General features: G+C 65.6%; 21 protein-coding genes. 7 read left to right on the forward strand and 14 right to left on the reverse strand.

Going from position 1 to position 26,484, the window contains the following annotated elements; translation table 11 throughout:
* Positions 1 to 10 precede the first annotated feature (10 nt).
* Both ACTJKX_RS15090 and ACTJKX_RS15095 read right to left on the reverse strand, forming a co-directional pair.
* The gene (locus ACTJKX_RS15090; RefSeq protein ID WP_440725744.1) at positions 11 to 820 is read right to left on the reverse strand and encodes an SDR family NAD(P)-dependent oxidoreductase; all 810 of its coding nucleotides are present in this window, start codon (positions 818 to 820) and stop codon (positions 11 to 13) included.
* Between the two features lie 193 nt (positions 821 to 1,013).
* Complete coding sequence (locus ACTJKX_RS15095; RefSeq protein WP_311944655.1) at positions 1,014 to 1,937, reverse strand: LysR family transcriptional regulator; 924 nt, start codon at positions 1,935 to 1,937, stop codon at positions 1,014 to 1,016.
* 187 nt (positions 1,938 to 2,124) lie between these two features.
* On the opposite strand from ACTJKX_RS15095, the gene ACTJKX_RS15100 reads away from it, so the two are divergent.
* The 3 genes from ACTJKX_RS15100 to ACTJKX_RS15110 all read left to right on the forward strand — a co-directional run bounded on the left by ACTJKX_RS15100 (position 2,125) and on the right by ACTJKX_RS15110 (position 4,884).
* Positions 2,125 to 3,165, forward strand: a complete 1,041-nt coding sequence (locus ACTJKX_RS15100) for an aldo/keto reductase (RefSeq protein ID WP_440725745.1) — start codon at positions 2,125 to 2,127, stop codon at positions 3,163 to 3,165.
* A 91-nt stretch (positions 3,166 to 3,256) separates the two neighbouring features.
* A complete protein-coding gene (locus tag ACTJKX_RS15105; RefSeq protein ID WP_440725746.1) occupies positions 3,257 to 3,841 on the forward strand; it encodes a histidine phosphatase family protein in 585 nt (194 codons plus the stop codon).
* A 170-nt stretch (positions 3,842 to 4,011) separates the two neighbouring features.
* Positions 4,012 to 4,884 (forward strand): NAD(P)-dependent oxidoreductase, encoded by an 873-nt coding sequence (locus ACTJKX_RS15110; protein ID WP_440725747.1) that lies wholly within the window; start codon positions 4,012 to 4,014, stop codon positions 4,882 to 4,884.
* Between the two features lie 115 nt (positions 4,885 to 4,999).
* Here ACTJKX_RS15110 and ACTJKX_RS15115 read toward each other — a convergent pair whose 3' ends face one another.
* The 4 genes from ACTJKX_RS15115 to ACTJKX_RS15130 all read right to left on the reverse strand — a co-directional run bounded on the left by ACTJKX_RS15115 (position 5,000) and on the right by ACTJKX_RS15130 (position 11,236).
* Positions 5,000 to 5,728 (reverse strand): FecR family protein, encoded by a 729-nt coding sequence (locus ACTJKX_RS15115; protein WP_440725748.1) that lies wholly within the window; start codon positions 5,726 to 5,728, stop codon positions 5,000 to 5,002.
* Between the two features lie 289 nt (positions 5,729 to 6,017).
* A complete protein-coding gene (locus ACTJKX_RS15120) occupies positions 6,018 to 7,529 on the reverse strand; it encodes a multicopper oxidase family protein (RefSeq protein ID WP_440725749.1) in 1,512 nt (503 codons plus the stop codon).
* Positions 7,530 to 7,544: 15 nt separating this feature from the next.
* Positions 7,545 to 9,884: a heavy metal translocating P-type ATPase gene (locus ACTJKX_RS15125; protein WP_440725750.1), complete on the reverse strand. Its 2,340-nt coding sequence runs from the start codon at positions 9,882 to 9,884 to the stop codon at positions 7,545 to 7,547.
* A 140-nt stretch (positions 9,885 to 10,024) separates the two neighbouring features.
* Positions 10,025 to 11,236 carry an alpha-hydroxy acid oxidase gene (locus ACTJKX_RS15130; protein ID WP_440725751.1) on the reverse strand — a complete coding sequence of 404 codons (1,212 nt, stop codon included), beginning with the start codon at positions 11,234 to 11,236 and terminating at the stop codon, positions 10,025 to 10,027.
* Positions 11,237 to 11,479: 243 nt separating this feature from the next.
* Here ACTJKX_RS15130 and ACTJKX_RS15135 point away from each other — a divergent pair, with 243 nt between their 5' ends.
* Entirely contained in the window at positions 11,480 to 12,718 is a 1,239-nt protein-coding gene (locus ACTJKX_RS15135; protein ID WP_440725752.1) for an MFS transporter, read from the forward strand.
* A gap of 101 nt (positions 12,719 to 12,819) precedes the next feature.
* Here ACTJKX_RS15135 and ACTJKX_RS15140 read toward each other — a convergent pair whose 3' ends face one another.
* Positions 12,820 to 13,707, reverse strand: a complete 888-nt coding sequence (locus tag ACTJKX_RS15140; protein WP_440725753.1) for a LysR family transcriptional regulator — start codon at positions 13,705 to 13,707, stop codon at positions 12,820 to 12,822.
* Positions 13,708 to 13,930: 223 nt separating this feature from the next.
* Between ACTJKX_RS15140 and ACTJKX_RS15145 the strand changes: the two genes are divergently transcribed.
* Positions 13,931 to 15,430, forward strand: coding sequence for a CoA-acylating methylmalonate-semialdehyde dehydrogenase (locus ACTJKX_RS15145; RefSeq protein ID WP_311944641.1), 1,500 nt, complete (start codon positions 13,931 to 13,933; stop codon positions 15,428 to 15,430).
* 89 nt (positions 15,431 to 15,519) lie between these two features.
* On the opposite strand, the gene ACTJKX_RS15150 is transcribed toward ACTJKX_RS15145, so the two are convergent.
* From ACTJKX_RS15150 to ACTJKX_RS15160, 3 genes are all read right to left on the reverse strand, one after another.
* On the reverse strand, positions 15,520 to 16,944 hold the full coding sequence (locus ACTJKX_RS15150; protein ID WP_367626756.1) for an aldehyde dehydrogenase family protein: 1,425 nt from the start codon (positions 16,942 to 16,944) through the stop codon (positions 15,520 to 15,522).
* Positions 16,945 to 17,222: 278 nt separating this feature from the next.
* The gene (locus ACTJKX_RS15155) at positions 17,223 to 18,542 is read right to left on the reverse strand and encodes an NAD(P)/FAD-dependent oxidoreductase (RefSeq protein ID WP_440725754.1); all 1,320 of its coding nucleotides are present in this window, start codon (positions 18,540 to 18,542) and stop codon (positions 17,223 to 17,225) included.
* A 91-nt stretch (positions 18,543 to 18,633) separates the two neighbouring features.
* The gene (locus ACTJKX_RS15160; RefSeq protein ID WP_311944683.1) at positions 18,634 to 20,001 is read right to left on the reverse strand and encodes a glutamine synthetase family protein; all 1,368 of its coding nucleotides are present in this window, start codon (positions 19,999 to 20,001) and stop codon (positions 18,634 to 18,636) included.
* A 114-nt stretch (positions 20,002 to 20,115) separates the two neighbouring features.
* Here ACTJKX_RS15160 and ACTJKX_RS15165 point away from each other — a divergent pair, with 114 nt between their 5' ends.
* Positions 20,116 to 20,811: a GntR family transcriptional regulator gene (locus tag ACTJKX_RS15165; RefSeq protein WP_440725755.1), complete on the forward strand. Its 696-nt coding sequence runs from the start codon at positions 20,116 to 20,118 to the stop codon at positions 20,809 to 20,811.
* An 18-nt stretch (positions 20,812 to 20,829) separates the two neighbouring features.
* Here the strand turns inward: ACTJKX_RS15165 and ACTJKX_RS15170 are convergent, their stop codons facing one another.
* The 4 genes from ACTJKX_RS15170 to ACTJKX_RS15185 form a co-directional block, all read right to left on the reverse strand.
* Positions 20,830 to 22,260, reverse strand: a complete 1,431-nt coding sequence (locus ACTJKX_RS15170) for a sensor domain-containing diguanylate cyclase (RefSeq protein WP_367626753.1) — start codon at positions 22,258 to 22,260, stop codon at positions 20,830 to 20,832.
* A 274-nt stretch (positions 22,261 to 22,534) separates the two neighbouring features.
* Positions 22,535 to 23,062 (reverse strand): nucleoside deaminase, encoded by a 528-nt coding sequence (locus ACTJKX_RS15175; protein WP_440725756.1) that lies wholly within the window; start codon positions 23,060 to 23,062, stop codon positions 22,535 to 22,537.
* 60 nt (positions 23,063 to 23,122) lie between these two features.
* Complete coding sequence (locus ACTJKX_RS15180; RefSeq protein WP_440725757.1) at positions 23,123 to 23,890, reverse strand: SDR family NAD(P)-dependent oxidoreductase; 768 nt, start codon at positions 23,888 to 23,890, stop codon at positions 23,123 to 23,125.
* Between the two features lie 82 nt (positions 23,891 to 23,972).
* Positions 23,973 to 25,478, reverse strand: coding sequence for an amino acid permease (locus tag ACTJKX_RS15185; protein ID WP_440725758.1), 1,506 nt, complete (start codon positions 25,476 to 25,478; stop codon positions 23,973 to 23,975).
* Positions 25,479 to 25,639: 161 nt separating this feature from the next.
* Here ACTJKX_RS15185 and ACTJKX_RS15190 point away from each other — a divergent pair, with 161 nt between their 5' ends.
* Positions 25,640 to 26,470, forward strand: a complete 831-nt coding sequence (locus ACTJKX_RS15190) for a response regulator transcription factor (protein WP_440725759.1) — start codon at positions 25,640 to 25,642, stop codon at positions 26,468 to 26,470.
* The last annotated feature ends 14 nt before the right edge of the window (positions 26,471 to 26,484 follow it).

Genomic DNA, 26,484 nt, shown 5'->3' on the forward strand with positions numbered 1-26,484 from the left:
AGCCTCGGCTTTACTGAGCCAGATAGCCTCCATCCACCGGAAGCGTATGGCCGGTCACCATGGCGGCGCCCGGACCGGCGAGGAAGAGAATCGCCGGTGAGACCTCATGCGGCTCGGCGATGCGGCGCAGCGGCGTCATCGCCTCGATGCGCTGCATCAGTTCGGGCTGGGCCAGCAGTGGCGCAATGAAAGGCGTGCGAACATAGGTGGGGGCGACCGCATTCACCCGGATGCGGTGCGGGGCCCATTCCACCGCCAGGGCGCGGGTGAGATTGACGATGGCACCCTTGGTGGTCTGGTAGGAGATGTTCGGATAGACGCCGCCGCCCGACAGCGCCATGATCGAGGCGGTGTTGATGATCGCTCCGCCCTGCCCGGCCGCGATCATGTGGCGGGCCGCCGTGCGCGCGCACAGGAAGACGCCGGTCATGTTGACGGCCACCACCTTGTCCCACGCTTCCAGGCTGAGATCCACGGCCGCATCGCGGATGGCGAGGCCGGCATTGTTGACGAGGATGTCGATATGGCCATGGCGAGCCACGATTTCGGCAAAGCGCGCGGTCACCTCGGCCTCGTCGGTCACATCCATGACGAGCGCTCCGGCGCGGTGCGCGCCCCTGACGCTTGCCAGCACGTCCTCGCCCACCGGCGCCCGATCGAGAATGACCACCTCGGCCCCGGCCGCGGCCAGGGCCTGCGCCGCCGCCAGCCCGATGCCGCTGCCACCGCCGGTCACGGCCGCGACCTTGCCTTCCAGCCCGTAAAAATCGGTCAGCCTGACCGCGCCGCCCTGTTCCGCCGGATGTCCCTGTTCGCCCATGGTCGTTTCCCCTAAGCAGGATTTCTCAATGTTCTCCGCGGACGGGCAATAATGAGAAATCCTGCAAGTATTTGAAATCTTGCAGGTTCCTCTTGTTCGAGCCTGCTCGTTCTTGGATTGCCGCGTTCCCCAAAGCGGCGATGCAACGCCGACTCAAAAGTCCGACCATTCATCTGTGGCACCAAACCCGATGCTACGGAAGGCCGGAAACACCGGATTGACGCAGATGCTCGGCGCAGGCTTCTACGAAGGCGCGCAGCTTGGGCTGGCTCCGGCTGGTGCGGGGAAAATAGACGAAAAGGCTGTCGCCGGCCGGCGAAAATTCCTCCAGCACCGTTTCCAACAGCCCCTGGGCGAGCTCACCGGCCGTTTGCAGGGTCGAGCCATAGAGCAGCCCCATGCCTTGTACGGCCAGGGTCCGCAGCAGCCAGGGATCATTGGCAACGATGGCGCCGGGCGGCTCGATGCTAAGCGCCTGGCCGTCCCGCTCGAACTCCCAGCGATAGATATCGCCGACATCCGGCCGCCGGTAACGCAGGCATTGGTGCCGGGCGATGTCTTCGGGCGCTTGCGGCCGGCCATGCCGGGCGAGATAGGCCGGGGAGGCCATCACCATCCAGCGAAAGGGCGGCGTCACCCGCACGGCGATCATGTCCTTGTCGATGAACTCGCCAACACGAATGCCGGCATCGAAGCCCCCCTCGACCAGCTCGGCATGGGTGGAATCCACTGTCACGTCGACATGCACCTCCGGCCAGCGCTGCTGAAACAGCGGCAGCACCGGTTCGAGGACATGCACCAGCGCCATGCGATGCACCAGCAGGCGCAGCGTGCCCGAGGGCTTGGCCCGCGACTGCACGAGATCGTCCAGCGCGCCCAGGATGGTCTCGGCCGCAGGCCCGAGCTGGGCCAGGAGGCGCTCGCCCTCCTCGGTCAGGGCAAGGCTGCGCGTGGTGCGGTGCAGGAGCGGCAGGCCGAGCCGGCGCTCCAGCCCCTGCAGCGCCTGGCTCACCGCCCCGGCAGTAACGCCGAGTTCGATGGCTGCCGCGCGGAAACTACCCCGGCGCACGATGGCGAGGAATTCGGACAAGCCGTCGAAGGGGTCGCTACGTGCCATCTCTGCGTCGCTGGAAGGGAATACGGTTCGACTGTATAGCACAGCTATACAGCGTGTGGAGCCGGCGCCGGCTTATGGCCTCGCCGGCAGGGGTCTATCTTCGAAGCGTGGCCGGGAGCCGGGCTCCCGCCCCTTGCCTGCCGCCAGAGCGGCAGCTTCCATCCCCTTGATTCATGGATTTCATCTCATGCGCTACAAGACACTTGGCAGCAGCGGCCTCTTCGTATCCGAGCTTTGCCTGGGCACCATGACCTTCGGTGGCGGCAACGAGTTCTGGAACACGATCGGCACGCTCGACCAGAGCCTGGCCGACGGCATCGTCGCCCGCGCCCTCGATGCCGGCATCAATTTCATCGACACCGCCAATGTCTATTCGGGTGGCCTGTCGGAGGAGATCACCGGCCGCGCCATCGTCAATTCCGGCCGCAAGCGCTCCGATATCGTGCTCGCCACCAAGGCGCTCGGCACGGTCGGCCCGGGGCCGAACGACAGGGGCGCCTCGCGCGGCCACATCATGGATGCGGTCAAGGCCAGCCTGAAACGCCTCGGCACCGACTATATCGATCTCTACCAGATCCATGGCCTCGACCGCTTCACGCCGATCGAGGAGACCATGCGCGCCCTCGACGATCTCGTAAGGCAGGGGCACATACGCTATGTCGGCCTCTCCAACTGGTCTGCCTGGACGATCATGAAGGCCCTCGGCCTCGCCGACCGGCATGGCTGGACGCGGCCTTCCACCCTGCAAGCCTACTACACCGTCGCCGGGCGTGACCTCGAACGCGAGATCGTGCCGCTGCTGGAGGCTGAAAAGCTCGGCCTGATGGTGTGGAGCCCGCTCGCCGGCGGCCTGCTCTCGGGCAAGATCGATCGCGACGGCAAAGGCCCGGACGGCGCGCGCCGGACCAATTTCGATTTTCCGCCCGTCGACAAGGACCGAGCCTTCGCCTGCATCGATGTGATGCGCGAGATCGCGCAGGCCCACAACGTGTCCGTTGCCCGCATCGCGCTGGCCTTCGTGCTGCATCGGCCCTTCGTGATGTCGGTGATCATCGGCGCCAAGTCCATCGAGCAGCTCGACGACAACCTAGCCGCCACCGATGTGGTGCTGAGCGCCGACGAACTCGCCCGTCTCGATGCCGTCAGTGCCCTGCCCCGCGAATATCCCGGCTGGATGATCGAGCGCCAGGCGGCGATGCGGCTGCCCGAGCCCCAGGGCCGCGCCTGAGGCGATCAGCCCGAAGGGGATGGCAATCGCCCTTCCCTTCGGACAGGATGAACCGCGAGGATTCGTTGCCGCGACCGCTGGAGACCGACGCTTGACCGCCACCAGGATCGCCCATTTCATCACCCATGCGGACGTCGAGATCGACCCGGCCATTCCAGTGCCGCAATGGCGGCTCTCGGCCAGGGGCCGGGCCCGGCACGAGGCCTTCAACCGGCATGGTTTCGTCACGCGCATTACCGCCGTCCACTCCAGCGACGAACGCAAGGCGCGTGACGGCGGCGAGATCCTGGCCGGTCATCTCGGTCTGCCCGTACAGGTGGTGCCGGCCCTGCATGAGAATGACCGCTCGGCGAGCGGATTCCTGCCGTCACCCGAATTCGAGGCCACCGCCGACGCCTTCTTCGCCAATCCGGAGCTCAGCATTCGCGGCTGGGAGCGCGCCATCGACGCCCAGAACCGCATCGCCGCCGCCGTCGACGCCATCCTGGCGGCCGATCGCAGCCATGGCGACATCGCCATCGTCGCCCATGGCGGGGTCGGCACGCTCCTGCTCTGCCGCCTCCTGTCCGCCCCGATCGACCGCCGCCACGACCAGGCGGCGGGCGGCGGCAACTATTTCAGCTTCGAGGTGGCGACACGACGGCTGCTGCAGGGTTGGAAGCGGATCGAGCCCTGAATCAGCTTCCCCCCGGCACTGGGAAGGCAGCAACGCTCATCCATCCGCCACGCTGCCCCAGAGTACCGGGGAGGCCCCGTGCTGCGAGCTCGCACAATCGTTCAAGATTGGCGCGGGACCGCTAGATAGGATCCTTTCCCCGAAGATTTCAGGACGAGAAACGCGTCATCATGCCTGTCGGCTTCATCGGTCTCGGCGTCATGGGGGAACCCATGGCGCTCAATCTCGTAAAGGCGGGAACGCCGCTGGTGGTCTGGAACCGCTCCCCGGACAAATACGCCAGCTTGCAAGCTGCCGGTGCCGCGGTGGCCGTCAGCCCCGGCGAGGTCTTCGCCACGGCGCACATCGTGATCCTGATGTTGGCGAACACGGCGGCGATCGATGCGGTGCTCGGCCGCGGCTCGATGGATTTCGAAAACCGGGTCGCCGACCATATCATCGTGCAAATGGGCACGATCTCGCCGGAAGATTCGCGCCGGCTCGACCAGGACATCCGCGCCGCCGGCGGCCACTATGTCGAAGCTGCGGTTTCCGGCTCCCGCAAGCCGGCCGAAGCCGGACAGCTCGTGGCCATGCTGGCAGGTGATGCGGGCGCGCTTGCCGAGATCCGCCCCCTGATCGCTGCGATGTGCCATCAGGCTTTCGACTGCGGAAGCGTTCCCGGCGCCTTGACGATGAAACTCGCCGTCAACCTGTTCCTGATCACCATGGTGACGGGCCTTGCCGAGGCCGCCCATTTTGCCGGGCAGCATGGTCTCGACATGCAGCAATTCCGGGCCATTCTCGATGCCGGCCCGATGGCGAGCCCGGTCTCCCGCATCAAACTGCAAAAACTGGTCGAGGGTGATTTTGCGGTGCAGGCCTCGATCGCCGATGTGTTGAAGAACAACCGCCTGGTCGCCGACGCCGCCCGCCGCGCTGGGCTTGCCTCGCCCCTGCTCGACATCTGCCATGCTCTCTATGGCGAGACACAGGATCTCGGCCTCGGTACGTCCGACATGGCGGCGGTCATCCGGGCCATCGAGGCGCGGACCGCGCACTGAACAAGGCGGAAAGCCCCATCGCCGCGCTGCCATGATCGATGCCGGTCGCCCAGCAGATCGTCTCCAACACGCGACCACTCGCGCCGGCCTGCTCCGCTTCAGTGAAGCGGCGGAACTATTTCGGCGCGGGATGACTGCCGCCCGATGTGTGATCCGACGGCTTACCGGCACCGCCCGGCGACGGCATGTCCCCACCACCCGAAGGCGAGATGTCACCGCCACCAAAAGTGTGGCGCGACCCGACCACGGCGGCCCAGGCTTCGCCGATGCGCAGGCGGCTCCAGGCCGCGGGCCTGGCCGGCGGGACCTGCATGCCGGTAAGCTCGGTGCCGAAACCAGGGGTGAGCCGCACCGTTCCCCCTCTGGTAGCGACGTCGACGATGCCATCCTCGACATAGACGCCGAACTTGCCCCAGCTCGGCCCGGCGAAGAACCGGGTGCCGCGAGCGGCGATCAGGCCAAACGGCGTCGTAACGCCGAGTTCCCCCGACGGGCGATCATGCGGGCGGTCGAACAGAATGGCGCCGCGCTCGAGCACCAGCTTGCCGCCCCGGTCGATCAGGAACTTGTCGATGCGTACCCTTGTGCGGGCGCCCAGCAGCAAGCGGGTGGCCTCGCCAAGCTGCGCCGACAACCGCGCGCTCTCGCCGGTCGCCAGGAGATCGTTGAGATAGACGGGGTCGCCGACCGCGAGCAGACGGGTGCGGCCACGGGCCTGCGCGGTGCTTTCGCCGCTGGCGCCCAGGATCGAGCCCGCCTCCACGGCGGCCCGAGCCAGGACTCTCTCCGGCCGTATTCCGGCAAGCAACAGGCCAGCCAGGAGTGAACGGCGGTGGATCGGCATGATGAGGCTTTCCAGACGAGGGGGTGGTGGATCAGGGGAAAACCGGACCCGACACCGCCAAGCCGGCGGCCTCCTCCCTGCCGGGACAGTCCGTTTCAACGAACGTCCCCAGACGATGATACCGCTCTATTCTTGATGTGTACGCTTCTTCCGGTACCGGCCGCAAAGTAAGTTCCTCGAGTTCCTTACCCGCGGCCAGTCATTCATCCTAGCTGAAACCCTTTCGTCTACAAGCCCCCCGAACTCATGCAGAAGACTTAGGCTTTTGCAGCCAAGGCGGGCGATAGGATCAGGCCCGCACCTCGACAACGCCCATCATTCCCAGCTGCTCATGTTCCAGGATATGGCAATGATACATGCGCAGGCCCGGCTGTTCCTGCCGCACCAGCAGGCGCACGGTTTCGCCGCGCGCCACATTGATCGTATCCTTCCAGGCGCGATAGGGCGCCTTGCTCACCCGGCCGTCCCGCTCGGTCTCCACCGGCTGGAACTGCGTACCGTGAAGATGGAAGGGGTGATCCATGTCCGCCAGATTGGCGATCTCCCACAATTCGGTCTGCCCCGCCTTGGCGACGACATCGACCCGGTTCATGTCGAAGGAGGCGCCGTTGATAAGAAAGCCCATCTTCATGCCGCCCTCCCCCATCGACATGGTCTCGGTGAATTCGAGGCGGCGCGTAGCGACGGGCGGGCCGAGATCGGCAATGCGGCGCAGCTTCGCCGGCAGGGCCGGAGCCGTCTCGGCCCTGTCCGCCGTCACATCGATGGTCATCAGATCGGCGGCGGTGTCGGGACGTCCCGGCCCCATCCAGCCGTGATCGACATCCTCCGTCCGCAGCACCACTTGCCCCGGCTGGTCGAAGGCGACGACGACCTCTGCCCGTTCGGCGGGCGCGAGATCGATGACCCGAAGCCCGGGCACCGGCGCTTCGAGAAGGCCGCCGTCACTGCCGATCAGCGTGATCGGCGCCGTGCCGAAGGTCAGGCGCAGAAAGCGCCCATTGCTGGCGTTGAACAGGCGGAAGCGGCGCCAGCTGCCGGCGGGCAGCGTCAGGACAGGCTTCTTCTGGCCGTTGACCAGGACATGGTCACCCACCCGCCCATTCATCAGGTCCGCCATGGTGTTGGGCGGGATCGAGCCATCGGACGCCAGCCTCAGATCGGTAAAGAACAGCGGTGTATCGCCATAGGCGGCCGGGATCGGATCCTGGCGCGGCTTGACGATAAAGGCCCCGGCGAGACCGCGATAGACCTGCTCGGCCGTGCGGCCATGGGGATGGGGATGGTACCAGTAGCTGCCGGCGCTGCCTTCCGGCAGCTCGAAGGCGTAGAGCCGATCGGCGCCTGAGGCCACCGGGTCCATGGGATTGCCGTCCTGGTCCGCCGGCACCGGCATGCCATGCCAGTGGATGGTAGTTTCCTCGCCCTGCAAGCGATTGGCAAAGCGGATGGCGACCTTGTCGCCCTCGGTCACTTCGATCAGGGGGCCGGGCGTCTCGCCGTCATAGGCAAGGATGGGCGTCTCGACACCTTCGGCAAAGCGGGCGATGGCGGGCTTGGCCGTGAGGTCGGCCTCGAAACGCCCAGGCCCGCTGGCCCGATTGGCGAGACGGGGCAGGTCGCGCAGCGGGGCGCCTTCAGGCAACACAGGCGAGGCCGCGGGAACCGCCGTCTTGCCATCCCCTGGCGACATGCCCGGCATATCCATGCCATGCTTGGAATGATCCTGCATTTGCGCCGCGGCAGGGCTTGAAATCACCAGGGCGGCGACGCCGGAGAGCAGAAATTCACGTCTGTTCATACCGATAATCCTTGCTCAAAGCTGGCGCGTGCGCAGGCGCAACGCGTTGGCAATGACGCTGACGGAGGAGAGCGCCATGGCCGCCGCGGCGATGATGGGCGACAGCAGGATACCGAAGACGGGGTAAAGCACCCCGGCCGCGACGGGCACACCGGCGGCGTTGTAGACGAAGGCGAGGAAGAGGTTCTGGCGGATATTGGCCATGGTGGCCTGCGATAACCGCCTTGCCCGCACGATGCCCATGAGATCGCCCTTGACCAGGGTGACCCCGGCGCTCTCGATCGCCACATCCGTGCCCGCGCCCATGGCGATGCCGACATCGGCCGCCGCCAAAGCCGGCGCATCGTTGACGCCGTCGCCGGCCATGGCCACCACCTTGCCCTCGCGCTTGAAGGCCTCGACCAGCGCGCTCTTGCGTTCGGGCAGGACCTCGGCCTCGACGGCATCAATGCCGAGCCGGCGGGCGATGGCCTCGGCGGTAACGCGGTTGTCCCCTGTGACCATCACGACATGGATACCCTCTTCACGCAAAGCCGCCAGGGCGGCCGGCGTGGTTTCCTTGACCGGATCGGCAATGGCGAGCAGGCCGGCCAGGCGACCGTCGACAGCGGCGAAGATCACCGTCGCCCCGTCCTGGCGCAGCCGGTTGGCTTCCGCAGCCAGGGCGACCGCGACGCCCTCCTGCGCCATGAAGGCCGCATTGCCGAGGAGAACCAGCTGACCCTCGACGGTCCCCCGCGCACCCTTGCCCGTGGGGGAGTCGAAATCCACAACCGCAGACAAGGCGAGGCCCTTCGCCTCCGCCGCCGCGACCACGGCCCGGGCCAAAGGATGTTCGGAAGCCCGCTCCACGCTGGCCGCCAGCCGCAGCAAGTCGTCCTCGCCAAAGCCTTCGGCGGGCCAGATGGCGGTGAGGGTCGGGTGCCCTTCGGTGAGCGTGCCGGTCTTGTCGACCACCAGGGTGTCGACTTTCTCCAGCCGCTCCAGCGCTTCGGCATTGCGGACCAGCACGCCGAGGCCCGCGCCCTTGCCGACGCCGACCATGATCGACATCGGCGTCGCCAGGCCGAGAGCACAGGGGCAAGCGATGATCAGCACGGTGACCGCGGCGACAAGGCCATAGGCCAAGCGAGGCTCCGGCCCGAAGATCGCCCAGGCGATGAAGGCCACCGCCGCGATCAGGATGACCGCCGGCACGAACCAGCCGGCTACCTGGTCGGCCAGGCGCTGGATCGGTGCCCGCGAGCGCTGCGCCTGCGAGACCATCTGGACGATCTGGGCCAGCATGGTGTCGCCCTCGACCTTGTCGGCGCGGATCACCAAAGCGCCGGTCTGGTTGAGCGTACCGCCGATGACGCTGTCGCCGACGGCCTTGGCCACCGGCATGGATTCGCCGGTCACCAGCGCCTCGTCGAGTGAGGAGCGCCCCTCCAGCACGCTGCCGTCCACCGGCACCTTCTCGCCGGGACGGATGCGCAGGCTGTCGCCGACCGCCACCTTGTCGAGCGTGATCTCCTCCTCCGAACCATCTTCCCTTATGCGTGTCGCCGTCTTCGGAGCCAAGTTGAGCAAGGCCCTGATCGCCCCCGACGTATGTTCGCGGGCCCTGAGTTCGAGTACCTGGCCGAGCAGCACCAGCACGGTGATCACCGCGGCCGCCTCGAAATAGACGGCCACGCTGCCGTCGTCACCACGGAAGGCGTCGGGGAACAGGCCGGGCGCGAACACCGCCACCAGGCTGTAGACCCAGGCAATGCCGGTGCCCATGGCGATCAGGGTGAACATGTTGAGGCTGCGGCGCAGCACGGACTGCCAGCCGCGGACGAAGAAAGGCCAGCCACCCCACAGCACCACGATGCTGGCCAGGACGAGCTGGATCCAGGCCGATCGGGCCGGCGGCACCAGATGATGCAGCGCCGGGACGAGATGAGCCCCCATCTCCAGGATGAAGACCGGCAGGGTCAACACCAGGCTGACCCAGAAACGGCGCGTCATCTCGGCGAGCTCGGGATTGGGGCCGGCTTCGGCCGTGACCTGCAGCGGCTCGAGCGCCATGCCGCAGATCGGGCAGGATCCCGGTCCTTCCTGCCGGATCTCGGGATGCATCGGGCAGGTATAGATCGTGCCCGCGGGGGCCGCAGGTGCCGATTTGCGCTCGCCGAGATACCGTCCCGGCTCCGCCTCGAATTTCGACTTGCAGCCGGCCGAGCAGAAATAATAGGGGCGCCCTTCATGCTGAATGGAATGCTTGGCGGTCGCCGGATCGACATCCATGCCGCAGACCGGATCCTTCACGCCGGCCGGCGCCCCGCCATGATCGTGGTGGTGGTCGTGATGATGGTGATGGTCGTTCATCAGCCCGTCCCATGCCTCTCAATCGATTCGCGCTGGTCTCCCAGCCTTCCGGGACAGGGCGTAAGGCTTGACATCATGGGAAGGTCAAGAGAGTTTTCGGAAAGCTGACGATTTGTTGCGGCTTCGGTGATGCGCCGCGATCAGCCTACCGCCCGCACATGCACCGGTTGCAATTCGTCGAGGCCGCTCACGCCCAGCATGGCCATGTTGCGGGCGACTTCCGCCTGCAGGAGGCCAAAGGCGTGACGGATTCCGCTTTCCCCACCCACGGCAGCGGCAAACAGAAAAGGACGCCCGACGAAGACGAAGTCGGCCCCGAGCGCCAGCGCCTTGAGGACATCCGTACCCCGGCGGAAGCCGCCGTCGATCAACACCGCCATCTCGCCAGCCTCCGAAACGGCCTCGCGCAGGACCGTCATCGGAGCGACCGCCGTATCGAGCTGGCGCCCGCCATGATTGGAGATCCAGACGCCGTCGACGCCTCTCTCGCGCGCAATCGCGACGTCCTCGGGCGCAAGAATGCCCTTCACTACCAGCTTGCCGCGCCATGACCGCCGGATGAGATCGAGATGGCTCCAGTCGAGCCCGTCGCGGGCGCCGATATCCCGCACCGCATTGCGGGACAGCAGGGTCGGGCCGCGAAAGGCATCCATGTTCTCGAAGCGCGGCATGCCGCCGGCCAGGGTGCGGGCAAAGGTCCCCAGCGACCAGGACGGATGGGTGATGCCGTCCCAGAACAATCGCAGGCTCGGTTTCAAGGGCGTTGAGAAACCGGTGCGGGCATTGTTCTCGCGATTGGCCGCCACCGGCACGTCGGCGGTGAGCACCAGCGTTTCATAGCCCGCGGCGGCCACACGTGCCACCATGCGGCTGATGCGTTCGGGTTCGCCCGGCAGATAGGTCTGGAACCAGCGAGCCCCACCCTCCTCTGCCAGCCGCTCCAAGGGGATCAGCGAAGTGGCGCTGGCCACCATCAGGGCATCTTCGGCTGCGGCGGCCCTGGCGAGCGCCAGGTCCCCTTCGAAAGTGGCGAGGCCCGACAGCCCCATGGGGGCGATGCCGACCGGCAGGGCATAGGCCTGGCCGAACAGGGCGTGGCGCGTCGAACGCGCCCTGGTATCGACGAGCACGCGCGGCACCAGCCCGAGGGCGGCCAGCGCCCGGCTGTTGCCGGCATGCGCGGCATTCGTCTCGGCAGCACCGGCATAATAGCCATAGATCTGGCGCGGCAAATGACGGCGGGCCGCCGGCTCGAAATCCGCAAGCGCCAGGAAAGGCCGCAACGACCGCGGTACGTTCGCCTCGATGCGGCGAGCGGTGACCACCGTTCGGGAATGCGAATTGTCCGGCACTCTTCCTGCTCTTCTCCAGCCTGCCCGTTTCCGCGTCGTTGCCCCTTATCCCTTGGCGCAAGCAGGACCGCTTCGTCAATCAAGGTCGCAGGACATATCGCCCGATGCGTCAAGTATACCGTACAGTGAGTGTACAGGCCGGCCATTCGGGTGAATCGTCCCCGCCATCTATCGAATTCCCCAAGAAGCGGGATGAAGCGGCGGCGTCAGGAATGCGATCGCCTCTCTCCCGAGGAGATGGAAATGGCGCTGTCCGATCCGATCAAAGCCAGGCCCGCATTCAATCGCCAGACCCTGCTCATTCTGTCCGCCGCCATCATCCTGAGCGCGGCCATGGGCATCCGGCAGACCTTCGGCCTTTTCGTCGAGCCCTTCTCGCTTGACCGGGGACTTCCAGTCACCCTGATCGCTTTCGCCATCGCCATCCACAATCTGGTCTGGGGAGCAGCGCAACCTTTTGCGGGGGCTGCGGCCGATCGCTATGGCGCAGCGCCCGTGGTGGCATTCGGCGCCGCTGCCTTCGCTCTCGGCCTCGGCATTGCCGCCATGGCGCCGTCGGGGATCATGCTCGTCCTCGGTCTCGGCGTGCTGGTCGGCATCGGCATCAGCTGCACGGCCTTCGGCGTCGTACTGACCGCGGTCGGCCGCGAGACCGCACCCGAAAAGCGCAGCATGGCCATGGGCGTCGCCAGCGCCGGCGGCTCGTTCGGACAGGTCGCGATGGTTCCCCTGGCACAGATCGTCTCGGAATATTCGGGCCTGTCCACCGCCCTCATCGTCTTGGCGCTGGTCATGCTGGCCGCGGCGCCTTTCGGCCTGTTTCTGGATGGCCAACCAAGGCTGGCCGCGGCCGAGAAGGAAGAGGCGGCCCTGCCGCTGAAAGCCGCGCTGGAACAGGCTCTCGGCCATCGCGGCTATTGCCTTCTCACTCTCGGCTTCTTCACCTGCGGCTTCCAGCTCGCCTTCATCGCCACCCATCTGCCGGGCTATCTTTCGCTCTGCCACATGCCGTCGGGCACCGGGGCCAAGGCCCTCGCCTTGATCGGCCTGTTCAACATGGCGGGAAGCTGGGCCTGCGGCTGGCTCGGCGGGCGCTACCGGCAGCAGCATGTGCTCGGCTGGCTCTATCTGATCCGGGGCGTCGCCATCGCCGCCTTCTTCCTGGCGCCGAAATCGGACAGCTCCGTCACCCTGTTTGCGGCCGTGATGGGCCTGACCTGGCTCGGCACGGTTCCCCTCACCAGCGGTCTCGTCGCCAAGGTCTTCGGCGTGCGCCATCTCGGCACCCTGTTCGGTATCTGCTTTCTCAGCCACCAGATCGGCTCGTTTCTCGGCGCCTGGCTGGGTGGCCTGACTTTCGATCTCACCGGCTCCTACACACTGGTGTGGTGGGCGACCGCCCTTGCCAGCCTGATGGCGGCAGCGCTGCATTTCCCGATCAACGACACGCCGCAAACGGCGATGGCCTCGGGGCGGGCGTGAAAGCTTCCCTGGGACCGCCGGCATCTTGCCGGCTTCTTCCGACCCGGCAAGCGTGGGGCAATCAAGAGCCGGCAAGATGCCGGCGGTCCCGGGAAATTTCCTCAGTCCCGCGCGAAATGGGCCCGCTCCGCCCGAACCCGCAGGGTGATATGGTCGGCAACGGCGGCGACGCGGCGGGTGTTGTGCGTGTCCGGATGGGAAACCAGCCAATAGCTGCGGGTGAAGCGCGTGCCCGGCAGCAGTCGCGTCAGCTCGGGATATTGCCGGGCCGCATAGTCGTGCAGGATGCCGATACCGTGGCCGGCCCTGACAGCTTCCATCTGGGCGACCACGCTGCCGCACTCGAAGCGCCGGCGCATCAGCCGGCCCAGCGTCTCGGCATAATCCAGCGCCCGGCTGTAGACGAGGTCATCGACATGGGTGACGAAGAGATGGCCGGCAAGGTCCTCCTCGCTGGCGATGGGGGGCGCCGCTTCGAGATAGCCCAGGGAGGCATAGACGCTGAGCGTATAGTCGGTCAGCTTCTTGACCATCAGCCGCCCCTGCACGGGGCGGTCCAGCGTCACCACGATGTCGGCCTCGCGCCGTGACAGCGAGAAGGTGCGCGGCAGCGGCACCAGCTGCACCACCAGTTCCGGGTGTCGGGCCGCCAGGGCGCCCAGTTCGTGCGACAGGAAGTAGTTGCCGAGCCCGTCCGGCGCGCCGACACGCACCGTGCCGCTGATCTCCGCCGTGGTGCCGGATACCAGGGCGCCGACGCGCAGGAATTCGGATTCGGCCTTCTCCGCCGCGACGAGCAGGGCCTCGCCGGCCGCCGTCAGCGTGCAGCCCTGGGTCTGGCGTTCGACGAGCTTGGCGCCGAAGGTCTCCTCCAGCGCCGTGAGCTGGCGGCCGACGGTGGCATGGTTGAGCCCGAGCTGGCGCGCCGCGCCGAGCAATTGCCCGCTGCGCGCCACCGCCAGAAAGATGCGGATGTGGTCCCAGTTCATGGCGAACTCCGGGTGCACGGGCATCTTGCCCGTTCTGCCTGACCGACATCCGCCACGTTTCCAAGAACGGGCAAGATGCCCGTGCACCCCGGGAAGATCGTCTATTGATGACTTTAATTTTTGCACATCGGAAGTGCAATCCCTCTCATTGCTGTGCGAACGGATCAACTGCATAGATCTCGCCGAACGCCGCCTATCGGCGGACGAGGACAGGAGGAAGAGGATGACGCGCGAGATCTCCCATTTCATCGGCGGCAAGCTGGTTGCCGGCCGCAGCGGCCGCAAGGCGGCGGTCTACAATCCCGCCACCGGCGAAGCCGCGGCCGAAGTCGCCCTCGCCTCCGTCGCCGAAGTGCGCGAGGCCTCCGCCGCCGCCAAGGCGGCCGCCCCCGGCTGGGCCGCCACCACGCCGCTGCGCCGCGCCCGCATCCTCAATAAGTTCCTGCACATCCTCGAGGAACGCACCGACGAGCTCGCCGCCGTGATCACGGCCGAGCACGGCAAGGTGCTGTCGGATGCCAAGGGCGAGATCCAGCGCGGCATGGAAGTGGTGGAGTTCGCCACCTCCGCGCCTCAGCTCCTCAAGGGCGAGGTGACGGAGAATGTCGGCACCCGCGTCGACAGCCATTCCCTGCGCCAGCCACTCGGCGTGGTCGCCGGCATCACGCCGTTCAACTTCCCCGCCATGGTGCCGATGTGGATGTTCCCGGTGGCGCTGGCCTGCGGCAACTGCTTCATCCTCAAGCCCTCCGAGCGCGATCCGTCCGCTTCGCTGCTGCTCGCGCAGTGGCTTAAGGAAGCCGGCCTGCCGGACGGCGTCTTCAACGTGGTCCATGGCGACAAGGAGGCCGTTGACGCCATCCTCACCGATCCCGACATTTCGGCCGTCAGCTTCGTCGGCTCCACGCCGATCGCCCGCTACATCTACGAGACCGCCTCTCACAACGGCAAGCGCTGCCAGGCGCTGGGCGGCGCCAAGAACCACATGATCGTGATGCCCGACGCCGACATCGACCAGGCCGTCGACGCCCTGATGGGCGCGGCCTATGGCTCGGCCGGCGAGCGCTGCATGGCGATCTCGGTTGCGGTGCCGATCGGCGAAGCCACGGCCGAGGCGCTGCTGGCCAAGCTGGAACCCCGGGTGCGCGCCCTCAAGATCGGACCCGGCACCGACCCGGAAGCCGAGATGGGACCGCTGGTGACCAAGCAGCATCTCGACAAGGTGCGCGGCTATATCGACACCGGCGTGGCCGAAGGCGCCAAGCTGGTGGTGGACGGGCGCGGCTTCAGCATGCAGGGCTACGAGAACGGCTATTATCTCGGCGGCACGATCTTCGACCATGTCACCACCGACATGACGATCTACAAGGAAGAGATCTTCGGCCCGGTGCTCGCGGTGGCGCGCGCGCCCGACTATGCCACTGCCGCCCGCATGATCAACGAGCATGAATTCGGCAACGGCACCGCGATCTTCACCCGCGACGGCGACGCCGCCCGCGAATTCGCCCACCAGATCCAGGTCGGCATGGTCGGCATCAACGTGCCGATCCCGGTGCCGATGGCGTTCCACTCCTTCGGCGGCTGGAAGGCCTCGCTGTTCGGCGACCACCACATGCACGGCCCCGAGGGCGTGCGGTTCTACACCAAGCTCAAGACCATCACGAGCCGCTGGCCCACCGGCATCCGCGCCGGGGCCGACTTCGTGATGCCGACGATGAAGTAATCGACGCATCGAACGAAGAACGCCGCCGGAGAGCGATCCCGGCGGCGTTTTGTTGCGCTACGGGCCGAAGCCCGCCTCTGACAATCCCATCAGGGGCGATGCACCGTCTTCACCTCGAGGAAGTCCTCCAGGCCGAAGATGCCGCCCTCGCGGCCATTGCCGGACTGCTTGTAGCCGCCGAACGGGCTGCCATAGCGATGAGGCCCGCCATTGATGTGCACCATGCCGGCGCGCAGCCTGGCCGCGACCCGCTCGGCCCTTTTGTCGTCGCCGGTCTGCAGATAGGCGGCAAGACCGTAATTGGTGTCGTTGGCGAGCTCGATCGCCTGCTCCTCGGTGTCGAAGGGAATGATCGACAGCACCGGGCCGAAGATCTCCTCGCGGGCGATGCGCATGTTGGGATCGACATCGGCGAAGATGGTGGGCTTGGTGAAATAGCCCTTCTCATAGCCTTCCGGCTTGCCGGGACCGCCGATCAGCACGCGCGCGCCTTCGGCGACGCCGGCCTCGATCAAAGCCTGCACGCGGCCGAACTGGATGTCGCTGACCAGCGGGCCGATATGCTCGCCTTCCTGCTTGGGATCGCCGACGGCCTGCGTCCTGCCGGTACGCTCTGCGATGTCGACGACCTTGTCATAGACCGAACGCTGCACCAGCATGCGGGTCGGTGCGTCGCAGGACTGGCCGGAATTGTTGAAGCATTCCAGCACGCTGCCGGCGACGCGATCTTCCAGGTCGGCATCCTCGAAGATGATGTTGGGCGACTTGCCGCCGAGCTCCAGCGTGACGCGCTTGACGGTCTCGGCCGCATCCTTGCTGACGGCGATGCCGGCGCGGGTCGAGCCGGTGAAGGACATCATGTCGATGTCCTTGTGCTTGGAGAGGGCAGCGCCGACCGAGGGGCCATCGCCGTTCACCAGGTTGAACACGCCGGCGGGGAAGCCGGCTTCCTCGACCATTTCGGCATAGAGCAGCGCGTTGAGGGGGGTGAACTCGCTCGGCTTGAGCACGCAGGTGCTGCCGGTGGCGAGCGCCGGCACCACCTTGAGCGCGATCTGGTTGATCGGCCAGTTCCAGGGGGTGATCAGGCCGCAGACACCGATCGGCTCGCGCAGCACCACATCGCCATTGGGCAGGGTATCGCGGGCCTTGAGATGACGCAGCGCATCGATGAAGCCCTGCAGATGGCCGACGCCGACATCGGCCTGCTGGGCCCGGCTCATCGAGATCGGCGCACCGAGTTCGAGCGTGATGGTCTGGGCCATCTCCTCATAGCGGCGCTTGTAGACGTCGAGCAGCTTTTCCAGCAGCGCCAGGCGCTCCTCGACGCTGGTGCGCGAATAGGTGGCGAAGGCCTTCTTGGCGGCGGCGACGGCCTTGTCGACATCGGCGGGCGTGCCCATGGAGATCACCGCGACCGGCTGCTCGGTGGCCGGATCCAGCACCTGCAGATCGTTGGGAACGACAGGATCCACCCACTTGCCGTCGATGAAGAACTTGCGCTTGTCGAGCATCGCTCACTCCCTGATTGCGGAGACGGTCTCCCGCCCCTCGTGAATATGTCGGACTTACACTGCCCCAGCGCACCGATCCACTGGAACAGCCATCATGTCGCAGGTGCGATGGTAGCGGGTTGAGGTCCCAAAGCATGTGACCAGAATTCGAGCTATCCCGGCCTTTGTCATTGCCGGGCTTCGACCCGGCAATCCAGGAGATACTCGCCGAGAAAGACGATCTCTGGATGCCCGGAACAAGCCCGGGCATGACAAGAAACATCTTTCCGAGTCTGCCGTCACAGGCCGAACTTGTCGCGCAGGCCGTACCACCAGGCGCCAAGCACGGTCAGCGGCACCCGGAAGGTCTTGCCGCCCGGGAAGGGATAATAAGGCAGGCTGCTCCAGACATCGAAACGTTCGGCCTGGCCGGCCACCGCTTCGCCCAGGATCTTGCCAAGCAGGTGGGTGGTGGTGACGCCGTGGCCGCTGTCGCCATGCGAGAAATAGATCGAGGGCGACAGCCGCCCGACATGCGGGATGCGCGTCAGGGTCAAGGCGAAATTGCCGCTCCAGGCATAGTCGAAGCGGATATTGGCGAGCTGTGGGAAGGTCCTGGCCAGGCTTGGCCGGATCTTGGCCTCGATGCTGGCGGGATCGCCGCCGCCATAGACGATGCCGCCGCCGAAAAGCAGGCGGTTGTCGGCGGTACGGCGATAATAATCGAGGATATAGTTCATGTCCTCGACGCAATAATTGGCCGGCAGCAGGTCGCGGATTACCGCCTCGTCCAGCGGCTCGGTGGCGATGACCTGGCTGGACACCGGCATCATCTTGCCGCCGATCTCGGGCAGAAGATCGCCGATATAGGCATTGCCGCAGACGAGGAGATAGGTGCAGGTCACCGCTCCGTGCTGGGTGCGCACCACCGGTTTGGCTCCCTGCTCGACCGAGAGCACCGGCGAGCGCTCGAAGATCCGCCCGCCATGCTTTTCCACGGCCGCGGCCTCCCCCAGCACCAGGCTGAGCGGATGGATATGGCCGCCCTTGTGATCGACCAGGCCGCCGACATAGCGGTCCGAGGCGACGATGTCAGGCAGGCCCGCCCGGTCGATGCGTTCCAGGCCGCCATGGCCATGGCGCTCCCAGATGCGCTGCTGCTCATCGAGCTCGCGCAGTTGCTTGTCGGTGAAGGCAGCGAAGAAGCCGCCGGGCACGAGGTCGCAATCGATGCCATATTGGGCGATGCGGCCGCGGATGATGTCGGCGCCCTCGCCGGCCATGGCGCCGAGCGCCTTGGCCGCCTTGGCGCCATAGCGCTTCTCGATCACATCGAGGTCGCGGCTGTAGCCGTTGACGATCTGGCCGCCATTGCGCCCGGAGGCGCCGAAGCCGATGCGCATGGCCTCCAGCACGACCACGCTATAGCCGCGCTCGGCCAGTTCCAGTGCCGCGGAAATGCCGGTAAAGCCGGCGCCGATCACGCAGATATCGGCCGTCAAATGTTCGTTGAGGACGGGACGTTCGAAGGCGCCCTTGGCGGTGGCGGCATAATAGGTCGCCGCGTGGCCGGCGCTGGATGATGGCGGATGGGCGGTGGCGAACTCGACGGTGGACATGGCGGACATACCTCATGGACCGGCCGTCGCGCGCACCAAACCGGAGGTCTGGTCGGCGCCACGGCCGGAAGGCGATGGATTGAAAGACAGCTCAGACGATTTCGAGATAGGCGGCGAATTCGTAGTCGGTGACCTGTTCGGCGAAACCGGCGATCTCCTGGCGTTTGCAGGCGATCAGCATCGAGCGCAGCACGGGGTCGAAAATCTCGGCGGCGATCTCGCCGGCCTCGAAGGCATCGACCGCCTGTCCCCATTCGGACGGGATCTTGGCCGATGCGCTCGGCAGATGGGCGCGCCCCATGATGGGCTCGGGCGGCGTCCATTGCTTGCGGATGCCGATCAGGGCCGCGCCGAGTATGGCCGCGACCACCAGATAGGGGTTGGCATCCGCCCCGGCGACCCGATGCTCGATACGGCGTGCAGCCGGGCTGCCGCCGGGAATGCGGACGGCTGCGGTGCGGTTCTCATAGCCCCAGGCGATCGTGGTCGGAGCGTGGGTGTCGGGCCTGAGGCGGCGATAGGAGTTGAAATGCGGCGCGAACAACAGCGTGGTCTCGGCCATGCCGCGCAGCAAACCGGCCACGGCATGACGCAGGATCGGCGAACCTTCCTTGCTGCCGTCGTTGAAGACGTTGCGACCTTCGGCATCGAGCAGGCTGAAATGTACATGCATGCCGTTGCCCGAGCGCGTGCCGTAAGGCTTGGCCATGAAGGTGGCCGCAAGGCCGTGCTTGCGCGCGACACCCTTGACGATGCGCTTGAAGAAGACGGCGTCATCGGCCGCTTTCAGGGGATCGTCGCTGTGCAGGAGGTTGATCTCGAACTGGCCGATGCCGTTCTCGGCGATCGCCGCATCCGCCGCCACGTTCTGGCGCTCGCATTCGGCATAGACGTCGGAGATGAACTCGCCGAAATCGTTGAGTTCGTCGATAGAGAGAATGGCGTCCGAATCGAGCCGCTTGCCGGTGTAGGGCGAGATCGGCGGCACGGCGCTGTCGGGCTCCGGGTCGATCAGATAGAACTCCATCTCCGTCGCCACCACCGGCCGCAGGCCGAGCTTCTGGTATTCGCGCACCACGGCGGCGAGCGCCTGGCGCGGATCGGCAAGGAAGGGCTCGCCGCTCTCCAGGAAGAGCCAGAGCGGCACCAGAGCGCTCGGCCGCGAGGTCCAGGCCACCGGCAGGATGCCGCGTCCGGTCGCCCCGCAGATGCCGTCCATGTCGCCCGAGGCGAACACATGCTCGCTGTCGATGATGTCCTCGCCCCAGACGTCGACGCCGACGATCGACAAGGGCATGCGGATGCCGCCGCCCAGCACCTTCTCGGCCTGGCTGACCGGTACGCGCTTGCCGCGCATGATGCCGTTGAGGTCGCAGACCACGGCCTGGATGCTCTCGATCGGGCTGTCTTCCTTCAGCAAAGCTGCCAGGGTGTCCCGATCGATGCTGTCGGCCGTCATCATGCGCGCTCCATTTTGTGATCACATTATTAAGTATGTGACATCATATCCGACTGGAATCAAGCCCGGCTTCGCGATAAGCAGATATGTGAGGTTCGCAGGGAGGCGAGATTATTGAAGAAGTTGGTACTGCCGCCATTGGCCCGGGCCGATGGTACGACGACGCATGATTATGTCTTCCTGCGCCTCAGGCAGGCCATCATGGTAGGAGCTTTCCGGCCCGGAACCTCGCTGACCATACGCGGCCTCGCCGCCGCGCTCGAAAGCAGCTCCACGCCCGTGCGCGAGGCGCTCAGACAGCTCACCTCGATCGGCGCTCTCAAACTGCTCGAAAATCGCCGGATCCAGGTTCCGGCCGTCACGCCGGAGCTCTTCGAGGAGTTGATCTCGCTGCGCGTCGTGCTGGAACAGCATGCGGCGCGGCGGGCCGTCGCGCATATTACCGAGCGCCAGATCGACCAGCTGGTCGAGATGGATCTCGCCATCGACGAGGCCATCGCCAGGCAGGACAAGGTCGGTGCCCTGCTTGCCAACCAGCAGTTTCACCGCACCATCTACAGCATCAGCCCCGATCGCATCGTATTGCCGATGATCGAAAGCGTCTGGCTGCAGCTCGGCCCGGTCCAGGGCGTCGCCATGGAACATGTCGCCGAACTCTACGTGGTCGACCGCCACCAGGAGATCATCCAGGCCTTGCGACAACGCGACCCGGCGGCGCTGGTCAAGTCGGTCAGCGCCGATATCGGCGAGGGCATCGGCGGCTTCGATGCCCCAGCCGTTGCATCGCTGCTGGACGTGGCCGCGACCTGAAGGACGCCCGGCGATGCACTAGCTTGGATCGGAATGATGCCGGTGCTTGTTCTCATACATCAGGAGATCGGCTCGCCTGGCGACGGATTCGAGCTTTTCTCCGTCCTGGCTGGTGGCAGCACCCATCGAGACGCTCAGGGCCATCTGTGAATAATATTGATTGTTGATCTCGACGAGGCGCTCGATGTTTTCCATCATGGCCGTCGCACCGCGCTCGTCGACATAGGGAAGGACGACGGCAAACTCGTCGCCGCCGATGCGAGCGGCGTGCCCCGGTTTTTTGACGGCCTCGTTCAAGATCTCGCCGACGCGCCGCAACAAGGCGTCACCGGTCGCATGACCCCACTGGTCGTTCACGGATTTGAGCCGATCGAGATCGATGGCGATGATCGACACGGGCGAAAAATTGTTGCGCTCCAGCCGGTTCAGCTCGTCGACATAGAAGGCGCGATTGAACAATTTCGTCAGGACATCGTGCTTGCCGAGATATTCGAGATAGGCTTCCGCCTTCTTGCGCGCCGTAATGTCGGTCAGCGCGACCTGCACCTGCGACCAGTCCTCTTCATGTCCCGGAAGAAGGGACAATTGCAGGAGAAGATAGCGTTCGGTGCCGTCGAGTGCGTGATTGAGCACCTCCCGGCGCTGAAAGAAAACGCCATTCCACAAATCAATCAATTGTTCGCGGAAATGGGCTTCCATATCGGATTGGAACACGCGCGGCAGGTTTTGCAGGAGTGTCGGCTTGTCGGCGGCAAGGAAGAGGGCCAGTGTCTCCTTGTTGATGTCGAGAACCCGGATTTCGCTCATGCATTGGCGCACGAATTCGGGGTGAACATCCGTGAAAACCCGAAAATCGACGATGCCGCGCGCCCGCAGGTCGTCCATCAACTGCTTGATGCGGCTGAAGTCTTCGACCCAGAGCGAAACCGGCGAGTGCTCGAAGAGGGCTGAAGCATATTGCTGCTGTTTCGCCGTCTGGCGGCGGGCATCCTCGAGGGCGGTCACGTCCTCGATGGCCAGGAGCACACGGTCCCACACCTGCTCATGTCCTGGCAGGATGATGCCGCGCAGCTGAATGTCGAGACGCTTGCCGCCCAACGTATAGTTGACCGTGTTGCTGTAAAACTCCGTGGCGCCGTCCCAAAGCTGCTTCAACTCATCGATGTGCGCCTCGAGCATGTCGTCACGCAGCACCCTGCCGAGATTGGCCACGAGATGGTCGACACTGTCGGCTTCATACAGCGAAAGGGTCTTGCGGTTGACCTTGAGCACATGAATGAGGCTCGAACAATGAGCAAGCCTGGCGGGATCTGCCAAAAGAAAGGCTCGCAGATCCGTCACCCCCTCTGCGCGCCATGCCTCGAACTGCTCACGCAGAGTGGTGTAGTCTTCCAGCCAGAGCGACATGGGTGCCAGATCGAAGATATTGTCGCTATCGTCTGGAACCATCGCCCTGCTCTTCGTTGACACGCTCGATAGACATCCTGCCATGTGACCCGCGGTCAGGCACTCGCTCTCACCGCCTCGAGGTTTCGGACGCGTTTCGAATCAAGGCCTTGCACAACCGGCTGGATCTTCGAAGCTTGCAAGATACCGGATGGCGCAGCAAGGCAAGACTGCTGCTCCCCCTGCTATGCGCATTTGGCCGAGATGGGCGTCAGAGCGCGGCAATGATCGTCGTAGGAAAGCAACGCCAGACATATATCTCGAAGCCCCCCGCTCCTCACCTCCAGAAACCCAGGTGAGGCACGGCCGCCTCGTCTTCCAGCGCGGGGCCGACCACGTCGATCCGACGCTGTCCCCGCGCAAAAACCTCGCGGCAGGGCAGCGAGAAGGTGAGGTTTTCGGGATGGGCGCCGGTGAGTTCGAGCAGGCGATGTTCCGAGAGGGCATAGACCACCCGCCCGATGCCCGTCCAATAGACGGCGCCCGCGCACATGCAGCAGGGTTCGGCGCTGGTGTAGAGCGTCGAGGCGGCGAGTTCCTCCGGCGTCCTCGCCTTGGCCGCCGCCGCGGCTGCCACCAGTTCGGCGTGCTGGGTCGGATCGCCCTCGGGCGGCATCGAATTGTTGCCGGCCGAGGCGACGACATTGCCATTCCCGTCGACCACCAGCGCGGCGAAGGGATGGCGGCCGCGCCGCCTGGACTCGTCCGACAGGGCGATCGACTGCCGCAGAAAGGCAAGGTCCAGGGCGGACAGGCCGTCCGCTTGAGTCTCGTCGCTGGCGCTCACCTCGCCCTCCCCCATCATGATCCGGCCGGCGCCACGATATCGTGCTTCGCCGGCCGGAGGAAAGCGGAAGGCAGAGGCTCAGATCGCGGTGAAGCCGTTGTCCACGAACAGATGGGCGCCGTTGACGAAGCTCGACTCGTCGCTGGCGAGATAGAGCGCTGCCCGCGCAACATCCTCGGGCTCGCCGATCCGCCCCTGCTGGGCCGCGATGGCGGCATCGGAGACGTCGACGCCATGCGCCTGCAGCTCGGCGACCTCGCGCAGGCCATGCGGCGTGCGGATGAAGCCCGGACAGACGGCATTGCAGCGGATGTTGCGGTCCCGGAACTCCACGGCGATGGCCCGAGCGAACATGTGGCAGGCGCCCTTGGTGGTGTCATAAAGCACTTCCATCGGCGTCGCCGCCACCGCAGAGATCGAGGAGGTGCAGACGATCGAACCGCCGCCATGGGCGATCATCTGAGGCAGCACCGCCCGGGTCATCAGGAACATCGAGCGGACATTGACCGCATGCAGCCAGTCCCACTCGGTGAGCGAGATCTCGAGGAAGGGTTTGATCAGGATGGTGCCGGCATGATTGAACAAGGTGGTGACGGGACCGAAGCGCTCCTGCACCGCCCTGACCGCCGTCTCGACTTCGGCCTCCTCCGAGACGTCGGCGACGAAGGCGGCTGCCTCGCCTCCCGCCGCCCGGATGGCCGCCGCCGTCTCCTCCGCCGCGGTACCGTTGCGGTCGATGATGGCGACCTTGGCGCCCTCGGCCGCGAACAGCCTGGAAGCCGCCCCGCCCATGCCCGTCGCCCCGCCCGAAATGATGGCGGTCTTGCCTGCTAGCCTTGCGGCCATGATGTCCTCACTTGAATTTAGACTATTCGATCCATAATCGACCGAAACACCCGGCCGATATCCGTTCGCTCCGGCCGGCGCTTCAATGCTCGCCGAGCGGGCGGCCGCGCGTGCCGCCGGAGACCGCGAATTCCTCCTCCGGCGACAGCACCAGGCGATGGCGGCGATAGAAGCCGAAATAGCCGAGGCCGATCAGATACCAGGCCGCCGCCGCGATCGCCGCCCAGCGATAGAGCGGATCGAAGAACTGGTAGCCGAGCGTGAGGATGCAGATGCCGATGGTGGCATAGGCCCCGAAGGCACCGAAGGGGCTGCGGAACGGCCTGGCGATATCGGGATAGAGCCGGCGCAGGCGTAGGAAGGCGATGCTCTGCAGGATGTAGGACACCATGCCCGCGAACACGATCATGCTGACCAGGAAGCCGGCCATGAAGGCAACATTGTCCTTGCCGCCCAGGAACCAGATCGCCAGCAGCACGATGAGGGCAAAGCCCGCGCCGGTCGCCAACGCGATGTTCGGCGTCTTGGTGCGCGGATTGGTCACCGACAGCACGGTCGGCAGATAGCCGGCGCGCGACAGCGAATAGATGTTGCGGCCCGAGGCGAAGCTGCCGGCGAAGAAGCTTGCGGCAAGCCCCAGCACCGCCACGCCCGCCAGCAGCTTGGCCCAGCCATCGCCGAAGATGGTACGGAAGCCATCGAGCAGCGGCTCACCCGACGAACCCATGGCATGGGCGCCCGGCGGAATGGAGGCGCTGAAGAACAGCACGCCGAGGGCGAGCGCGATCAGCGTCAGGATCGACAGGATCAGGGCGCGCGGCATGTCGCGCGTGGGGTTCTTGGCTTCCTCGGCGGTGAGCGGCAATTGCTCGACGGCCAGGAACATGTAGACGCCGAAGGGCAGCGACAGCATGACGCCCGTGAGGCCGAAGGGCAGCCAGGGGCCCGCGCCGTCGGCCACGAGCTTGCCGTCCGTGCCGATGTTGAGCGCATGCCGAACGAAATCCACATGAGGAAGGGCCACAACGAAGAAGAACAACAGGACCAGCACGGCCGCGACGGTGATCCAGACCACCACCCGCATCGACAGTTCCAGGCCACGCACGGACAGGCCGAGCATCACCATATAGCCGGCGATCCACCACAGCGGCAGCCAGCTGTCGGGCGTGCCGAAAATGGCGGCGAGATAGGAGGCCATGAAGAACATGTTGGCGCCAGGGGCCAGCACGAATTCGATGTTCTCGGCCAGGCCCGTGGTGAAGCCGCCCCAGGGCCCGAGCGCGGTGCGCGCGAAGGAATAGGCGCCGCCCGTATGCGGCAGGGCCGCGCTCATCTCGCTGATCGACGAGCACAGGCAGACATACATGAAGCCGATGATCAGCGCACCGAGCAGCATGCCGCCGAAGCCGCCTTGCGAAAGGCCGATGTTCCAGCCCGAATATTCGCCGGCGACGACGGCGCCGACGCCCATCATCCACAGGGTGAACAGTCCGGCATGGCGCTTGAGCTGGCGTTGCTCGAAATAGGCCTCGTCGACACTCTGATAGGTTACGCCGCCGGTCGGGCGGCTGGTCGTCTCGATCGTCATGGAAGTCCCCTCTTGCCGAGGAGCTTGTAAAATTCTCCTCTTTGCGACATCCCGATGATCCGAAAAGCAGCGTTGCGATAAATATCCCTAAAGAGATAGAGGCTGCCGCTGACGGGAGCGGGCATACAGGCAAGCAGGAAACGGAGGATGAAGGGACGGCCATGAACAGCCGCGAACGATCGGCCGCAGACAGCTGGCATCATGCGACGCCGGACCTGGTCGCCCTGCTGGGTTCTCCGCAATTTGCAGCTGCCCTCGACGCAGCCCTGGGGCAAATTGCTCCCTTCGACCTGAGCTGCATCTTCGCCTATCCGCTCGAAGACAGGCCGACGCTGCTGCATGACGGCCTGAAGGCGGTGTCTTCTTCGCAGATCATGGCCAATTATCTCGCCGGCACCTATCTGCTCGACGCCGTCTACACCGCCTGCGTGCACGCCACGCCGTCAGGCCTCTATCGCCTGCACGATCTCGCCCCGGATGATTTCTTCGAAGGCGAATACTTCAATTCGCCAGACGTCCACCCCTGCATCTCGATGGAAAGCGGCTCCCTTACCGAAGAGATCGTCTTCCTGCACGCCCTCAGGCCGGATCTCTATCTCGCCTATTCGCTGTTGCGCCAGAACGGTTCATCCCCGTTCGCAACCGCTGAAATGGCGGATCTCGCCCGGGCAGCGCCGATGGTGCTCGCACTCATGGGCCGCCAGTGGCAGGCCCTCGCAGAGGGAAGGGACCCGGGGGCCGCACCTGCTCCGCGCGAGCATGCCATCGAACAGGCCTTTCTCAGCTTCGCGCCGGCGCTGCTGACGCCGCGCGAGCAGACCATCGTCAGCCTGGTGCTGCGCGGCCATTCCAGCCTCTCGATCGGCAGCCTGCTCGACATTACCGAGGGCACGGTCAAGATCCACCGCAAGAACATCTATGCCAAGCTCGGCATTTCCAGCCAAACGGAGCTGTTCAACCAGTTCATCCGCCACCTGCTGGCGGACAAATAGGCCGCCTCCGCCCT

This window comes from Labrys sp. 22185 (assembly GCF_052045555.1).
In the GTDB taxonomy this organism is placed as follows: Bacteria; Pseudomonadota; Alphaproteobacteria; order Rhizobiales; family Labraceae; genus Labrys; species Labrys neptuniae.

Bases quoted from the DNA above. Each gene is read 5' to 3' on its own strand.
- ACTJKX_RS15100 (WP_440725745.1), top strand. From the start codon at position 2,125: ATGCGCTACAAGACACTTGGCAGCAGCGGCCTCTTCGTATCCGAGCTT.
- ACTJKX_RS15170 (WP_367626753.1), bottom strand. From the start codon at position 22,260: ATGGTTCCAGACGATAGCGACAATATCTTCGATCTGGCACCCATGTCG.
- ACTJKX_RS15190 (WP_440725759.1), top strand. From the start codon at position 25,640: ATGAACAGCCGCGAACGATCGGCCGCAGACAGCTGGCATCATGCGACG.
- ACTJKX_RS15095 (WP_311944655.1), bottom strand. From the start codon at position 1,937: ATGGCACGTAGCGACCCCTTCGACGGCTTGTCCGAATTCCTCGCCATC.
- ACTJKX_RS15155 (WP_440725754.1), bottom strand. From the start codon at position 18,542: ATGTCCACCGTCGAGTTCGCCACCGCCCATCCGCCATCATCCAGCGCC.
- ACTJKX_RS15115 (WP_440725748.1), bottom strand. From the start codon at position 5,728: ATGCCGATCCACCGCCGTTCACTCCTGGCTGGCCTGTTGCTTGCCGGA.
- ACTJKX_RS15175 (WP_440725756.1), bottom strand. From the start codon at position 23,062: ATGATGGGGGAGGGCGAGGTGAGCGCCAGCGACGAGACTCAAGCGGAC.
- ACTJKX_RS15135 (WP_440725752.1), top strand. From the start codon at position 11,480: ATGGCGCTGTCCGATCCGATCAAAGCCAGGCCCGCATTCAATCGCCAG.
- ACTJKX_RS15150 (WP_367626756.1), bottom strand. From the start codon at position 16,944: ATGCTCGACAAGCGCAAGTTCTTCATCGACGGCAAGTGGGTGGATCCT.
- ACTJKX_RS15110 (WP_440725747.1), top strand. From the start codon at position 4,012: ATGCCTGTCGGCTTCATCGGTCTCGGCGTCATGGGGGAACCCATGGCG.
- ACTJKX_RS15160 (WP_311944683.1), bottom strand. From the start codon at position 20,001: ATGACGGCCGACAGCATCGATCGGGACACCCTGGCAGCTTTGCTGAAG.
- ACTJKX_RS15090 (WP_440725744.1), bottom strand. From the start codon at position 820: ATGGGCGAACAGGGACATCCGGCGGAACAGGGCGGCGCGGTCAGGCTG.
- ACTJKX_RS15180 (WP_440725757.1), bottom strand. From the start codon at position 23,890: ATGGCCGCAAGGCTAGCAGGCAAGACCGCCATCATTTCGGGCGGGGCG.
- ACTJKX_RS15185 (WP_440725758.1), bottom strand. From the start codon at position 25,478: ATGACGATCGAGACGACCAGCCGCCCGACCGGCGGCGTAACCTATCAG.
- ACTJKX_RS15145 (WP_311944641.1), top strand. From the start codon at position 13,931: ATGACGCGCGAGATCTCCCATTTCATCGGCGGCAAGCTGGTTGCCGGC.
- ACTJKX_RS15120 (WP_440725749.1), bottom strand. From the start codon at position 7,529: ATGAACAGACGTGAATTTCTGCTCTCCGGCGTCGCCGCCCTGGTGATT.
- ACTJKX_RS15125 (WP_440725750.1), bottom strand. From the start codon at position 9,884: ATGAACGACCATCACCATCATCACGACCACCACCACGATCATGGCGGG.
- ACTJKX_RS15140 (WP_440725753.1), bottom strand. From the start codon at position 13,707: ATGAACTGGGACCACATCCGCATCTTTCTGGCGGTGGCGCGCAGCGGG.